This window comes from Burkholderia sp. AU18528 (assembly GCF_002223215.2).
Lineage (GTDB): Bacteria > Pseudomonadota > Gammaproteobacteria > Burkholderiales > Burkholderiaceae > Burkholderia > Burkholderia semiarida.
On sequence record NZ_NKFC02000005.1, the window covers coordinates 188,263 to 202,160 of the forward strand.

Genomic DNA, 13,898 nt, shown 5'->3' on the forward strand with positions numbered 1-13,898 from the left:
CCGTCAGCCCGCGTTCGTAACCGCGGTCAGATAAGCACGCACGGCCTCGACGCTCTGCATGCCGGTCATGCCCTTCACCGCCGTCACACCGTCAAGTCGATCGCTCAGCGATGCGTGCTCGCGCACATCCGCCGTCCACAGCGCGAATTGACGGCCGTCCATCGCGCGCCACGCCGCTTGCCCGTCCGGGGCGGGCTGCAGCGCCAGCGGCTCACCGCCCGGGCCGAAGAACGCGGTGTCGTCGAACATTTCGGTGACGTCGTGCCGGTACAGTTCGGCCATGCCCGTGAGCGCGTACAGCGTCGCGCTCGGCTCGTGCAGCACGAACACGATGCCGGCCTCGTCCTGGCCGAGCGCCCTCGGCGCGAAGGCCGCCCGATCGGGCCGGGCCAGCACGACACTCGCGAGCAGGCGCTTGTATTCCTTGCTCTTGTCCTCCGTGAACGACTTCGGACAGGTGCCGATGAAACTGATCGCCACGCGTTCGCGCCCGCCCTTCGGCGACATCACGACCGTCTGGCGCTGATGCAGCGGCGCGCCTTCCGACACCCAGCGATAATCGATTTCGCGCGCGGTTTCGCCGTCGATTTCCCGGTTTTCCAGATGCTTCAATTCGAAACGCGGCAGCGACTTGCGCATCTCCGAGACCAGCCGCGTCACGAACGTGTCGACCGTATCGTCCGGCTCCATCGGCGCGCGGGACACCACGAAAGTGAATCCGCTACTACCGCTCCCCGTTTCATCGACCGTAAACAGGTGAATCGTCTTGTCTTTGAAGTGCGCCGGCAACTGAATGACGGCATCGTTCATCTGATATTCGGACATGCTCTTCTCGGTTCGGCGTGCCCGCCGCGGCAGGCGCCGGATTGAAACTGTGCGCCGGCTGCACGGTCGCAGCCGACGCAACCGTCACGGGGCAACGTTACTGCACGCCGGCCGCGACCAGACGCTTGTGGATGGCTTCGATGCGACCCAGCTGCGGCGAGCCTTTCGGCGTCTGTTGCAACTCGTCGCCGAGGACCTTCGCGTACGCGAGACCGTTGTCGTTCTTCACCGACGGATCGGCGCCGTGCGCGAGCAGATAATCGACGACGTCCCATTGCCGCAGGCGCGTCGCTTCGTAGAGCGCGGTTTCCTTCATCGAATCCCGCACATTGACGTTCGCCTTGTGCTCGACCAGCAGGCGCATTTGCGGCAACAGTGTGTCCTTGCAGGTGGCGAAGAGCAGCGGCGTATCGCCGTCGTACTTGAGATCGGGATTCATGCCGCCGGCCAGCAACGCCTTGAGCAGGTTCGGCGTGTCGGCCCGCGCGGCCAGATACGCGACGTTCGCGCCATTCTCGCCGAACGGCTGTTCGGGCTTCGCGCCGTCCCGGACCAGTTCGCTGACGATCTGAAGGCGCACGTTGGCGGCATCCGCCTTCACCGGCACGGCTTCCTGCACCGCGAACGACAGCAGGCTGGCCTTCTTGTTGCCCAGCGCAGCGAGATCGGCATGCGGCGCGAGCGCCTTGACCTGCGCCAGATTCCCGTCGCGAATGGCACGCGCCAGCTCGAGTTGCTGTCCCGTGAAAAAGTCTTCGGGCGGGTAACGTTTGAAGTCTGCCATTTTTGTTTCCTGTGCTTGAGTCGGCCACCAGAACGGCGACGACAAACCGATGACCGCGACAACCGCGCCTGCGGCGATGACCTTGCTGTATTTCATCAATGTCCCTGAAGTTGACTCAGCAGCGACGATTGCTGCTCGGCGACGGTCGTATTCAGCCCGCTCGTCACCTGGCCCATCATGTGCCGCTGGACCGTCGTCACGCTGGTGCCCGGAATGGTGATCTGCTCGCCGACCGCCTTGGGCATCAGGTGGGACGTCACCTCGCTGATCGGGCCGAGCCCGCCCTCCTGCGAGCCCGTCAGGATGTCGCCGTCGACGCGATAGTTCGTGATCGACGACGCCCGCGGCGTGGCGCCGTACAGCGGCAACGTTTCAGGATTGAGGCCTGCCGCGTTGAAAGTGGTCGCGCCCGCGCCGCTCGCCTGCGATGCAGCCGACGCCAACCCGCCGCCGAGCGAATGGCCTGTGAGGTCGAGGCCGCCCGCATTGCCGGAACCATGGATCTTCTTGCCGAGGGTCACGGCGCGATCGTAGTACGGCGAATTGTCGCCCAGCCCCTGGCTGAGGTTGTTCGACCAGTCCTCCTTGACCGTCGGCTGCGTGCCCTTGAAGGCCAGCGTCGGCTTCATGCTGTCGCCGAACACCGCAGGATCGGGCGCATAGACCTGCGCGCCGAAATTGCTGCCGGGAATCTTCAGATCCTGCGGCCGCATGCCGAACTTCTTCAGCGCTTCGGGGTCGTTCGACACGTTCTTCCATCCCGGCGGCGCCGTCCCGGGCGTGTACACCGCTTCCGCGAGCTTCGCCAGTTGTTGCGCCTTGACCGTCGCCTGAAGCTTGCGTGCCGCGGCCTGCACCTTCGGATCGGCTGACGCGAGACCCGCCGCGATGACCGCCTGCTGATTGGCCCACTCGATCGCCATCGCCTGCTCGGGCGTGACGAACAGCCCCTGGTTCAGATGGATCACCGGGCCATCGAGGAAAATGCCGCTCTGATTGATCAGGATGCTCGAGGCGCCGTGGGACAGCTTGATGCTGTCCGGCTTCAGCGTCACGATGCTCGCGCCGACCCGATGCTCGATCTCGTCCGTCGCCTGATAGCTCTGCTTGCCCGGCCCGGCATCGCCCGCGAGCGCCTGCACGCCGACGGTGTTGGCCGTCGTGAAGCGCGCCTTCGCGATCTTTTCCGACAGGCTGCCTTCCGCGATGTGCTTGCTCTCGTCGCCTTTGAGCACCGACACGTTCCGCGCGCCGGATTCGACCGTATGCGATTCGCTATCCTTGACGATGGTCTTCATGTCCTTCTGCGCATGCAGAAAAACTTCCTGGGCGCCGTTCACATCCGAGAACCGCAGTTCGTTGAAACCCTCGCCCTTGTGCGTCTGGCTGCGCATCCCCATCGTCTGGCCGCCGCTGCCGTGATACGGGTTGCCCGATTCGCCGTTGAACACGCGGCCGACGACGATGGGGTTGTCCGGATCGCCCTGATTGAACGAGACGAGCACCTCCTGGCCGATCCGCGGAATCGCCGAACCGCCCCAGCCCTTGCCTGCCCACGGTTGCGATACGCGCACCCACATCGAATCGGAACCGTCGAGCTTGCCGCGGCGGTCCCACATGAAATGCAGCTTGACCCGGCTGCCGTCGGTGTGGATTTCCTCGCCCTTCGGCCCGACCACGATCGCGGACTGGGTGCCCTGCATGTGCGGCTTGGGCGTACGCCGCTCCGGCCTGAACGGAATGTCGATCGGCAGGCACGTAAACGTGTTGTGGTACGGCAGTTTCGAGGTCTGCTGGGTATAGTCGTTCGCCACCTGGTGACGAACGCGCAGGATCACGAAGTCCTTGTTGTTGTAGGCGGACGTGCCGTGATTGACCAGCGTGAAGCGGCCGCTCGTCGTCATCCCGTGCGCGTGACCGGCGCCGTTGAAACGGTGCGCGAGCGCTTCTTCCGCTTCCATCGCGTAGCACGCGTAACGCTGCCCGTCATCGCCGTGGTCATACAACGAATGGAACTGGTAACGCTCGGTCGTCTGGATGTTCGAGTGCTTCAGATTGACGGTCGGCACCTCGACATGCATTAGTTGCGACGACGGCTGGTTGTAGTTGAAATCCCGGTACGTGATCTTGCCGACCCGGAAACTGAACGCCTCATCCCATCGATCGATGCCGTTCTGCTCGCTGGCGGCACTGTTGGCTTCGTACGGAATCGTCTTCAGGTTCGGAATCGGCTGGAACACCGCGTTGGTGTCGCCGATCACGAGGATGTGCTTGTCCTGTTCGTAGCGAATCGTCCAGATCAGCCCTTCCTGCTCCATCAGGCGCGAGCAGAAACTGTAGTAGGACTCGTCGTACATGACGATGTACTCGAGTTTCGGACGTTCGCCCTGCATCGCGAACTCGAAATCCGAGAAACCCATCTCGCGGAAAATGTCGCTCAGGATGTCCTGCGGCGTCTGGTTCTGGAAAATCCGGCAATCGGTCGAGCGCGTGAGAAACCAGAACCACGGAACGACGGACATTTCATAGCGGGTGACCGAACCCGACTTTCCGACGCGGCCGAACGATGCGACGTAACCGTCGAAATATCGCTTCGTCTCGATATCGGCCGCCGACGTCACGACACGCGTCAGACTGAAGTTGCGGCTCTGCGGCTCGAGCGTGATCTTGACCCGCTGCCCGACGATTTCCTGCGGTTCGATATTGTTGCGATGGGAAAGCAGGTCGAGATGTGTTTCGGTCAGTTGATTGACGTGTTCATCGATGACCGCCGCGCTGACCAGCAGCACGTCCGGGCCGAGCGGCGTTTCGATCGTGATGAAGCGATTGTCCTGGGTCAGGCGCGGGAGCGCGCCCGTCAGGCTGTTGATGGCCTCGGCGATCGACTCCGGAGCCTTGCCCATCAGCGACAAGCCTGTTTGCGCCAGTTGCACCGCGCTCGCGGCACCGCCCAGCAGCCCCGCGCCCGGCATGCCGGTCAGCGCCCCCAGTTGGCCCGCCATGCCGGCAAGCGAACCCAGGTTCGTCAAACCGCCGGCCAAGGCCGCGCCGCCCCCGCTCATCCCGGCGGGGTTTCCGTTTCCTGCGAAACTCATCATTGACCTCGTTCTTTTTGTCGGGCGAACCCGCCGCGATCTGGACGCTATCGCACCAACAAGGCGCTCTCAGCCGCCTTGAAGGCGCCAAATATATCAAACCGTAGGGAAATTCATAACCACTTGTCAGTATTTAGTATTCCGCGCCGAAATCCCCTCCGGTCGATCGGTTGATCGATCCCTGATATTTATTGCCGATGGACGCGCGTGATCGCGCGGCGATCGAGGCACTCCGCACCAATGCGGCAGGCATTCAACGCGTGGTGAAGGGGAAAAAGGCGGCGGAAGTGAACGAAGCGTTGCGGCCGAAGAGCGAAGCCGGCCGCGGCATCCTCGGCGAATGCCATCCGCGGCGCTTCCAGCAGGAGCGCGATCCGACAATTGGGTGATCCCTCGTCCGGCGCTCGTTGCGAATGCCGAGGGCGGTCGCGGCAGCCGAATCACGCTGCCGGGAGCATCGGGGCGATTCCAGCGGGACGCGTCGGAATCACCCCGATCGCATCAGGACTCGACGTCCTCGAGGCTGAAGATCTCGGTCTGGTCGTTGTACGAGAAGATCTCGCCGTAACGCCCCCAGTCGATCACCGCGTCGAGCGTTTCCTCGGCCGCGCCGTCCGACAGGAAATCCTCGAGCTCCTGCTCGAAGCGCACGCGCGGCGCGCGATGGCCCGGGCGCTCGTTCAGCACCTTCTTGATCCGCGCGGCGAGCGGCACGTGCTTCAGCAAGTGATCGGCGAACATCAGCTTGCGTTCCTGCGTACCGAACTCCGCGAACACGCGCCCCGGCGGCGTCAGGAACACGTCGCCTTCGCGCACGTCCGCGAAGCCGAGGTACTGCAGTACTTCCGCGATCGGGAACAGGTCGTCGACCTCGAGGTGCAGCGTGCGCGCGATTTCCGGCATGTCCGCGCGGCCGTGGTACGGCGCCATCGCGAGCGTCTCGATCAGGCCGGCCATCAGGTTGGTCGACACCTGCGGCAGCCAGCTGCCGAGTTCGAGCCCCTTCTTCGTCGCCTCGCCGGTCTGGCGGGCCGTCATCTTCGCGTAGATGTCGTCGACGAGCTTGCGGAACGCCGGATCCAGACGATTGCGCGGGTGCTTGAACGGCACCTTGATCTCCGCGATCACGCGGCCCGGGTTCGACGACAGCACGAGAATGCGGTCGCACATGAACACCGCTTCCTCGATGTTGTGCGTGACGATCAGCACCGACTTGATCGGCATGCGGCCTTGCGTCCACAGATCGAGCAAATCGGTACGCAGCGTCTCGGCGGTCAGCACGTCGAGCGCGGAGAACGGCTCGTCCATCAGCAGGATCGTCGGATCGACGACGAGCGCGCGCGCGAAGCCCACGCGCTGACGCATGCCGCCCGACAACTCGCGCGGGTACGCGTTCTCGAAGCCGTCGAGACCGATCAGGTCGATCGCCGCGAGCGCGCGCTCGCGCCGCTCGCGCGCGCCGACGCCGAGCGCTTCGAGCCCGGCTTCCACGTTCTGCAGCACGGTCAACCACGGGAACAGCGCGAAGGTCTGGAACACCATCGCGACACCCTCGGCCGGCCCGCGCAGCGGCTTGCCGAGGTATGTCACTTCGCCGCCGGTCGGCTCGATCAGCCCGGCGATGATGCGCAGCAGTGTCGACTTGCCCGAACCCGACCGGCCGAGCAGCCCGACGATCTCGCCTTCGCGCAGCGACAGGTTCGCGTCGTCGAGCACGAGCAGCTCGCCCTGTGTCTTGTTGAAACCGCGGCAGACGTGCTCGACGCGCAGGATTTCTTCACCGGGGCGCGGCGGCTGGGACGTCTGGACGGGGGCGTTTACAGCATTCGGATTGTGCATCGCGTTTCGCTCTCAATCGGTCTCAGTCGAGCCGCAGCTTCGCTTCGGCGAAGGCATACAGCGGGCGCCACAGCAGGCGGTTGAACAGGGTGACGAACAGGGACATCACGGCGATGCCCAGGATGATCTTCGGAAAATCGCCGGCGGCGGTGGTCTGCGCGATGTAGGCGCCGAGGCCGTGCGCCTCGATCCGGGTGCTGCCCCACTGCACGGCTTCGGACACGATGCTCGCGTTCCACGCGCCGCCCGATGCGGTGATCGCGCCCGTCACGTAGTACGGGAAGATGCCGGGCAGGATCGCCTGGCGCCACCACTGCCAGCCGCGGATGCGGAAGTTGGTCGCCGCTTCGCGATAGTCGTTCGGGTAGGACGTCGCACCGGCGATCACGTTGAACAGGATATACCACTGCGTGCCGAGCACGATCAGCGGCGACAGCCAGATGTCCGCGTTCAGGTGGAAGCGCGCGATCACGATCACGAACACCGGGAACAGCAGGTTCGCCGGGAACGCGGCGAGGAACTGCGCGAGCGGCTGCAGCTTCTCGGCCAGCTTCGGGCGCAGCCCGACCCACACGCCGATCGGCACCCAGATCACCGACGCGATCGAGATCAGCACGACCACGCGCAGCAGCGTGATGAGCCCGAGCACGAGCACGTGGCCGACTTCGGCCATCGTCACGCCGGTGGCGACGAAGCTGACGACGCGCCACACGATATAGGCGGTGCCGATCAGCACGAGCCCGGCCCACGCGATGTCGACCGTGCGCGACGCCTTCTTCTCGACTTTCGGCAGCGTGAAGCGCATCGCGCCCGACAGCGGCAGGCGCAGCGGAATCCGCGCGGCCTTCGCGAAGAACCAGCCGGCCGGCACGAGCAGCTGATGAATCAGCCGCGTGCGGCGCACGAGGTCCAGCAGCCACGATTGCGGCGCATCGCCCGACGCGGTGTTCTCCATCCGGAACTTGTCGGCCCACGCGATGAGCGGGCGGAACAGGAACTGGTCGTACGCGAGGATCACGACCGTCATCGTCAGGATCACCCAGCCGATCGCGCCGAAGTTCTTGTCCGAGATCGCCTGTGCAAGATACGCGCCGATGCCCGGCAGCGTGATCGTCTGGTTGCCGACGGTGATCGCCTCCGACGCGACGACGAAGAACCAGCCGCCCGACATCGACATCATCATGTTCCAGATCAGGCCCGGCATCGAGAACGGCACCTCGAGCTTCCAGAAGCGCTGCCAGGACGTCAGGTGGAAGCCGCGCGACACTTCGTCCAGGTCGCGCGGCACCGTGCGCAGCGACTGGTAGAAGCTGAACGTCATGTTCCACGCCTGGCTCGTGAAGATCGCGAAGATCGCGGCCAGCTCGGCGCCGAGCACGCGGCTCGGGAACAGCGCGAGGAAGAACGTGACCGTAAACGAGATGAAGCCGAGCACCGGCACCGACTGCAGGATGTCGAGGATCGGGATCAGCACCATGCCCGCGCGGCGGCTCTTGGCCGCGAGCGTGCCGTAGACGAGCGTGAACGCGAGCGACGCGACCATCGCGGCGAGCATCCGCAGCGTGGTGCGCAGCGCGTATTCGGGCAGGTTCGACGGATCGAGCGAGATCTTCTGCGTCTGCAGCACGCCGATCGGCGCCATCGTTTCGTGGAAGCCGACCACCGCCATCGCGATCAGGCAGATGATCAGCGGAAAGGCGATGAAGTCCCACCGATTCGGCAGCACGCGCCACGCGGATGCGTTGGCGGTCCGGTTCGGATTGAAGAATCCGACGTTCATCAGGCGCCCTCCCCGGTAAGGCCGAACGAAGCCGGCAGTCGATGTTGATTCATGGCAAAGCGCACGGGCGCGGTAATTCGATTGACTGGCGATTTCGCGCGCGCGGCGCGCCGTGCGCGCACACGCGGCCGCGGCCGGTCGAGCCGGGCCGCGACGGCACGACACTACACCAACCTGTATTTCAGGCACAACCGTCCGGGACGGCGCGGGCAGCGCAGGGATCGTGCCCGGCGCATGGGCGGATGGCGGGCGCGCGGTACGGAACGGCCCGGTCGCGGTCCTGCGGCCGGCACGCAGGCCCGAATTATGCCGTGATCCGGCCCGGCCGTGAACCCGCCACCCGCATGCGGCCACAAACCCTGTGCGGCATCAGCAGCCGGATACGGCGAAGCAGGTATGATCGGGGCTAGCCCCCGGGTCCGGTTCGGCCGTGTCGCGGCAATGTGCACGGCCCTCTGTCAACAGGCCACGGGGATCGACCGACGAGCGGGAGGAAGGGAATGGCAGGAAACTTGGTGATCGTCTGTCGCGATCAGGATGCCGACGCGTTCTATGAACTGATGCAGGAGTACGGGTCGTTCCAGACGCGGCTGTCGTCCACGGCATGGTACCTGAACATGAACGTCGTGCCGGAATCGCTGCAGGAGGAAATCCTGGAGCGCCTCGGCCGGTATACGACCGTCTATATCTTCGAGGCCACCACGGTGACCTACAACACGATCGACAGCAATGCGGCCGAGACGCTCGGCACGCTGTTCGGCGAATGAAGCCGCGCGGCGCCTGCCCGGCCGGGCAGGCGCCGCAGCCGCTCATGCGGCTTGTTCGTGAGGTTCGTCCTTCGGCACGGCCTCGAACGGGAACGTCATCGACACACGCAGGCCGCCTTCGGGGCGATTGCCGATGTCGCATGCGCCACCCAGCCTGAGCACGAGCCGCTCGACGATCGCGAGCCCGAGCCCGCTGTGGCCGTTGCCGCCGCGCGCGGGATCGAGCCGCACGAACGGCCGCGTGGCGGCCGCGAGGTCGCGCGGCGCGATGCCGCCGCCGCTGTCGCTGACCGACAGCACGTAGCCGGCCGGCGTGCGCGCCGTCTCGACGAATACGGGCGGTGCACCGTACGCATGCGCGTTGTCCAGCAGGTTCGACAGGATCCGGTCGAGCGTCGCCGTCGGCAGCCGGAAGCCGGGATCGGCTTCCAGCCGCGTCTGGACCGTCGGCGCGTTCGGCGCGACCGCACGATAGCTGCGCGCGATCCGCTCGCAGGCCTGATCGACCGGCACCGGCTCGCTGCGGTCGGCCCCGCCGTGTGCGAATACCAGGAACTGGTCGACGATGTGCGACATCGAGTCGACGTCGCGCACGACGCCGTCGCGCAGCCGCGCGTCGTCCATCATTTCGGCCCGCAGGCGCATCCGCGCGAGCGGCGTGCGCAGGTCGTGCGCGACGCCGGCCAGCATCACCGCGCGATCGCTCTCGGCCTGCGACACCTGCTCCACCATCTGATTGAAGCCGCGCGTGAGCTGGCGCAGCTCGCGCGGGCCGCGTTCGCGCAGCGGCGGCACCGGCTGCCCGCGGCCGAAACGCGCGACCGCGCGCGCGAGCGAGCGCAGCGGCTGCTGCAACTGCCAGGCGGCGAACAGCGCGGCGATCACGCCGGCCGAGAAGATCGTGCCGAGCCACAGCAGCATCCGGTCGAGCGAGCGCGGCGGCCGCAGCGGCTGCACGGGCACCACGATCCAGTTGCGGTCGGCCGGCTCCTTCACCCACAGCACCGGCGGATGGCCGGGCGCGCCGATCTCGACCTGCGTGCCGGGCGGCATGCGCTCGCTCACGTCGTCGCGAAACCGCTTCAGCGGCGGCGGCAGCCCCGAATCGCCGCCCTTCGGCACGTCGGCGCTGTCCGGCGACACGAGCCTCACGCGCGACGGCAGCGGCTGGTCGGGCGTGCGCGCGACGTGCTGGCGCACCGCATCGACGAGGAACGCGGCCTCCTCGACTGCATAACGCGTCTGCATCTGGTTGCGCTCGAGCCGCATCGCGAAGAACCATGCGAAGTGCGACAGCAGCAGGACGCCGACGACGAGCAGCGCCAGCCGCCCGAACAGTGAATCAATGGGTTTGCGCATGGGCCTCGCCGTCGGGCACGAACACGTAGCCGCGCCCGCGGACCGTCTGGATGAAGCGCGGCGTCGACGGATCCGTTTCGAGGATGCGGCGCAGGCGCCATACCTGGACGTCGATGCCGCGGTCGGTGCCGTCGTACTCGGGCCCGTGCAGCAGCTCGAGCAGCCGCTCGCGCGTGAGCGTGCGCAGCGCATGGTTCACGAAGATCTTCAGCAGCGCGAATTCGCTGCTCGACAGCGTGGCCGGCTTGCCGTCGACCGACAGCGTGCGCGCCTGGAAGTCGAGCAGGAAGCGGCCGAACGCGAACGGCTCGCGCTGCTCGGGGGCGGCGGCCGACGGCGTCGCGCGGCGGCGGCGCAGCACGGCCTGCACGCGCGCGAGCAGCTCGCGCGGGTTGAACGGCTTGCCGAGGTAGTCGTCCGCGCCGAGCTCGAGCCCGACGATGCGGTCGACGTCGTCCGCCCGCGCGGTCAGCATGATCACGGGGATGTCGTCGCCGGCCGCGCGCAACTGGCGCAGCGCGGTCAGGCCGTCCACGCCCGGCATCATCAGGTCCAGCACGATGAGGTCGGGCCGCTCGCGCTCGAGGCGCTTCTCGAGCGTCGCCGCGTCGTGCAGCACGGACACTTCCATCCCCTGGCGCACGAGATAGTCGCGCAGCAGGTCTCGGAGTTCTTGGTCGTCGTCGACGATGAGGATCTGGGTAGTCATGGCTCGAAGTTTACCGCGCGAGGGTGGAGTCGAAGAACGAAACAAAGGGACGAAAGGGTTACTGCGGGTTACCGCGCAAGGGAACTGTAATGCACGGTAACCCGGCCGCCACCCCGCGTAACACCCGCCGGGGCCTGCATCGCTAACCTGCGTCTTACCGGATGCGGTACCCGGCTTTCCCGGCACCGCATCGTCGGACCCTTTGGATTCAAGGAGTTTCTGAAATGTATAAGAAGACTTCCCGCGTGGCCATCGCGGCCGCCGCCTTGCTCGCTCTCGCATTCGGCACCGCGCATGCCGCGCAGCCCAACGACATGCCGCCGCCGGGCGGCCCCGGCATGCACCGGATGCACGGCGAGCATGAAGGCGGCCCGTTCGGCGCGATCATGAAACTGCACGACCAGCTGAAGCTCAATGCGTCGCAAGAGCAGCAATGGCAAGCGGCCGTCAACACGATGAAGCAGAACCGTGACGCGATGCGCAAGAGCCACGAGCAGATGCGCGAGCAGTTCAAGGCGCAGCAGAACCAGCCGATCCTCGACCTGAGCGCGATGCATTCGGCGCGCCAGCAGGCGGAGGCGCAGAACGCGCAACTGCGCGAGCAGACGTCCGCCGCATGGCTCACGTTCTACAACGGGCTGAACGACCAGCAGAAGACGATGGTCAGCACGGCGCTCAAGCAGCAGTTCGCGAACATGGAGCAGCGCCACGAGAAGATGAAGGCGCGCTGGGAGCAGCATCGCGCGGCCGCCAAGGGCGCGTCGGCGCCGGCGCAGTAAGCGGGCGGGCCGCGTTGCGCAGCGGCGCCGAAGGGGACGCAGGCATCGGCCTGCGTCCCCTTTTTCGTTTCAGGCGACGTCGAACAGCAGCACCTCGGCCAGCCGGCCGCGCGCGAACGCCACCGCGTCCGCCCCGCCGATCCGCGCGCCGTCGCCGGCCGCCAGCGCGCGGCCGTTGACCTCGACCTCGCCGCGCGCCACGTGCACGTAGATGCTGCGCCCGGCCGGCACGTCGAACGCCGTCGTCTCGTCGCCGTCGATCAGCCCCGCGAAGATGCGCGCGTCCGCCCGTATCGACAGCGCGCCGTCGCCGCCGTCGGGCGCCGCGACGAGCCTCAACCGGCCGCGCTTCTCGTCGTCGGCGAAACGCCGCGCCTCGTAATCGGGCCGCCCGCCCCGCCCGGCCGGCTGCAGCCAGATCTGCAACAGGTGCAGCGGCCGGTCGCGCGACGCGTTGGTTTCGCTGTGCACAAGCCCCGTGCCGGCGCTCATCCGCTGGATTCCGCCGGTTCGAACGATCGCGCCGCAGCCGAGGCTGTCGCGGTGCGCAAGCACGCCATCCAGTACGTAAGTGACGATCTCCACGTCGCGGCGCGGCTGCATCCCGAAACCGCGCGTCGGCGCGATCATGTCCTCGCTCAGCACGCACAACGCGCCGACGGGCGGACGCACCGGCGCGGGCTCATGCCCGGTGCGGCAGGCGGATGAAAAGCTGTGACTCGATTCGAGCCAGCCGTGGCGCGTGTGCCAGCGGTCTTCGGCGCGCAGGATCTGGAACATGGAGGTGGACGCTCGGGGGCGCAGGTGTTCTGTTCGGGTTTACCTCCACTGTAGGGGGACGCCGAACGCGCCACAATCCGCCGCCAATGCACCTCATTGTTGCAAGCACGCCACCAATTGCCCGAATATTCGTTGCGAATGCCACGACTGCCGCAACAGCCGAATCGAGGAATCGGTCGATCGCGCCGGATTGCCGTTTTCCGGGTATCGCGTTCGGGTAAAATACCGCCCTTTTGGCGTTCGCCCTCGAGGCGGCCGCCCACGCCAGAGCGCCTATCGGCGATTTTTGGCCGTCTAGAATACGCCGCGGCGCCCGGTCCGACCGGCCGCGAGCGCCCCCGGAAAGTCAGCAACAGAAGGATGGAAATGAAGAAGGCCGCCCTGTGCGCCGCCCTCGCCCTCGTGGCGGGCAGCGCCTTCGCGAAGGAGTGGAAGACCGTGCGGATCGGCGTCGACGCCAGCTACCCGCCGTTCGAGTCGACCGCGCCGAGCGGCGAGATCGTCGGTTTCGACGTCGATCTCACCAAGGAAATCTGCAAGCGGATCAACGTGAAATGCGTGTGGGTGGCGCAGGATCTCGACGGAATCATCCCGGCGCTGAAAGCGAAGAAGTACGACGTCATCGTGTCGTCGCTGACGGTCACGGACAAGCGCCGCGAGCAGATCGACTTCTCCGACAAGGTGTATGACGCGCCCGCACGGATGATCGCGAAGGCCGGCTCGCCGCTGCGGCCGACGGTCGCGTCGCTGAAAGGCAAGCGCGTCGGCGTCGAGCAGGGTTCGACGCAGGAATCGTACGCGAAGGCGTACTGGGAACCGCAGGGCGTGACGATCGTTCCTTACCAGAACCAGGACCAGGTCTATGCCGATCTCGGCACGGGCCGCCTCGACGCGACGCTGCAGGACGAACTGCAGGCCGACTACGGCTTCCTGCGCACGCCGCGCGGCAAGGGCTTCGCGTTCGCCGGGCCGGAAGTGAAGGATCCGAAGACGATCGGCGACGGCACCGCGATCGGCCTGCGCAAGGAAGATACCGACCTGAAGCTCAGGATCAACCAGGCGCTGGCCGACATGCACAAGGACGGCACGTACGACCGGCTGTCGCACAAGTACTTCTCGTTCAGCGTCTATTCGGCACCGGCCCGCTGAACGCGGACAAGAAGAAGCAGCGGATGCGGGGG

12 protein-coding genes are annotated in these 13,898 nt (G+C 66.3%); 4 read left to right on the forward strand and 8 right to left on the reverse strand.

Features of this window, described 5'->3' with window-relative positions; all coding sequences use genetic code 11:
* Positions 1 to 3 precede the first annotated feature (3 nt).
* From CFB52_RS12455 to tssI, 3 genes are all read right to left on the reverse strand, one after another.
* Entirely contained in the window at positions 4 to 825 is an 822-nt protein-coding gene (locus CFB52_RS12455) for a DcrB-related protein (protein ID WP_059576595.1), read from the reverse strand.
* A gap of 97 nt (positions 826 to 922) precedes the next feature.
* Positions 923 to 1,609, reverse strand: a complete 687-nt coding sequence (locus CFB52_RS12460; protein WP_226094006.1) for an ankyrin repeat domain-containing protein — start codon at positions 1,607 to 1,609, stop codon at positions 923 to 925.
* A gap of 95 nt (positions 1,610 to 1,704) precedes the next feature.
* Positions 1,705 to 4,704, reverse strand: a complete 3,000-nt coding sequence (tssI, locus tag CFB52_RS12465; protein WP_099316946.1) for a type VI secretion system Vgr family protein — start codon at positions 4,702 to 4,704, stop codon at positions 1,705 to 1,707.
* Positions 4,705 to 4,895: 191 nt separating this feature from the next.
* On the opposite strand from tssI, the gene CFB52_RS12470 reads away from it, so the two are divergent.
* Entirely contained in the window at positions 4,896 to 5,093 is a 198-nt protein-coding gene (locus CFB52_RS12470; RefSeq protein ID WP_124659349.1) for a hypothetical protein, read from the forward strand.
* Between the two features lie 112 nt (positions 5,094 to 5,205).
* Here CFB52_RS12470 and CFB52_RS12475 read toward each other — a convergent pair whose 3' ends face one another.
* Together CFB52_RS12475 and CFB52_RS12480 are read right to left on the reverse strand one after the other, a co-directional pair.
* Positions 5,206 to 6,543, reverse strand: a complete 1,338-nt coding sequence (locus tag CFB52_RS12475; RefSeq protein WP_059576606.1) for an AAA-associated domain-containing protein — start codon at positions 6,541 to 6,543, stop codon at positions 5,206 to 5,208.
* Positions 6,544 to 6,565: 22 nt separating this feature from the next.
* Complete coding sequence (locus tag CFB52_RS12480) at positions 6,566 to 8,323, reverse strand: ABC transporter permease subunit (RefSeq protein ID WP_027813839.1); 1,758 nt, start codon at positions 8,321 to 8,323, stop codon at positions 6,566 to 6,568.
* Positions 8,324 to 8,823: 500 nt separating this feature from the next.
* Between CFB52_RS12480 and CFB52_RS12485 the strand changes: the two genes are divergently transcribed.
* Positions 8,824 to 9,090, forward strand: a complete 267-nt coding sequence (locus CFB52_RS12485; RefSeq protein ID WP_011545926.1) for a hypothetical protein — start codon at positions 8,824 to 8,826, stop codon at positions 9,088 to 9,090.
* A gap of 42 nt (positions 9,091 to 9,132) precedes the next feature.
* Here CFB52_RS12485 and CFB52_RS12490 read toward each other — a convergent pair whose 3' ends face one another.
* Positions 9,133 to 10,449: an ATP-binding protein gene (locus tag CFB52_RS12490; protein ID WP_059576612.1), complete on the reverse strand. Its 1,317-nt coding sequence runs from the start codon at positions 10,447 to 10,449 to the stop codon at positions 9,133 to 9,135.
* Positions 10,433 to 11,158, reverse strand: coding sequence for a response regulator (locus CFB52_RS12495; RefSeq protein WP_006493394.1), 726 nt, complete (start codon positions 11,156 to 11,158; stop codon positions 10,433 to 10,435). The genes CFB52_RS12490 and CFB52_RS12495 overlap by 17 nt, the downstream gene beginning before the upstream one ends.
* Before the next feature lie 224 nt (positions 11,159 to 11,382).
* Here CFB52_RS12495 and CFB52_RS12500 point away from each other — a divergent pair, with 224 nt between their 5' ends.
* Positions 11,383 to 11,937, forward strand: coding sequence for a periplasmic heavy metal sensor (locus CFB52_RS12500; protein ID WP_059576616.1), 555 nt, complete (start codon positions 11,383 to 11,385; stop codon positions 11,935 to 11,937).
* A gap of 69 nt (positions 11,938 to 12,006) precedes the next feature.
* Here CFB52_RS12500 and CFB52_RS12505 read toward each other — a convergent pair whose 3' ends face one another.
* Positions 12,007 to 12,717 (reverse strand): pirin family protein, encoded by a 711-nt coding sequence (locus CFB52_RS12505; RefSeq protein ID WP_059576618.1) that lies wholly within the window; start codon positions 12,715 to 12,717, stop codon positions 12,007 to 12,009.
* A 366-nt stretch (positions 12,718 to 13,083) separates the two neighbouring features.
* Here CFB52_RS12505 and CFB52_RS12510 point away from each other — a divergent pair, with 366 nt between their 5' ends.
* Complete coding sequence (locus CFB52_RS12510) at positions 13,084 to 13,866, forward strand: ABC transporter substrate-binding protein (RefSeq protein WP_059576902.1); 783 nt, start codon at positions 13,084 to 13,086, stop codon at positions 13,864 to 13,866.
* Positions 13,867 to 13,898: the final 32 nt, after the last annotated feature.

What these genes read in the sequence shown, in the direction of transcription:
- CFB52_RS12455 (WP_059576595.1), bottom strand. Translation starts at nt 825, where the DNA reads ATGTCCGAATATCAGATGAACGATGCCGTCATTCAGTTGCCGGCGCAC.
- CFB52_RS12460 (WP_226094006.1), bottom strand. Translation starts at nt 1,609, where the DNA reads ATGGCAGACTTCAAACGTTACCCGCCCGAAGACTTTTTCACGGGACAG.
- tssI (WP_099316946.1), bottom strand. Translation starts at nt 4,704, where the DNA reads ATGAGTTTCGCAGGAAACGGAAACCCCGCCGGGATGAGCGGGGGCGGC.
- CFB52_RS12475 (WP_059576606.1), bottom strand. Translation starts at nt 6,543, where the DNA reads ATGCACAATCCGAATGCTGTAAACGCCCCCGTCCAGACGTCCCAGCCG.
- CFB52_RS12480 (WP_027813839.1), bottom strand. Translation starts at nt 8,323, where the DNA reads ATGAACGTCGGATTCTTCAATCCGAACCGGACCGCCAACGCATCCGCG.
- CFB52_RS12485 (WP_011545926.1), top strand. Translation starts at nt 8,824, where the DNA reads ATGGCAGGAAACTTGGTGATCGTCTGTCGCGATCAGGATGCCGACGCG.
- CFB52_RS12490 (WP_059576612.1), bottom strand. Translation starts at nt 10,449, where the DNA reads ATGCGCAAACCCATTGATTCACTGTTCGGGCGGCTGGCGCTGCTCGTC.
- CFB52_RS12495 (WP_006493394.1), bottom strand. Translation starts at nt 11,158, where the DNA reads ATGACTACCCAGATCCTCATCGTCGACGACGACCAAGAACTCCGAGAC.
- CFB52_RS12500 (WP_059576616.1), top strand. Translation starts at nt 11,383, where the DNA reads ATGTATAAGAAGACTTCCCGCGTGGCCATCGCGGCCGCCGCCTTGCTC.
- CFB52_RS12505 (WP_059576618.1), bottom strand. Translation starts at nt 12,717, where the DNA reads ATGTTCCAGATCCTGCGCGCCGAAGACCGCTGGCACACGCGCCACGGC.
- CFB52_RS12510 (WP_059576902.1), top strand. Translation starts at nt 13,084, where the DNA reads ATGAAGAAGGCCGCCCTGTGCGCCGCCCTCGCCCTCGTGGCGGGCAGC.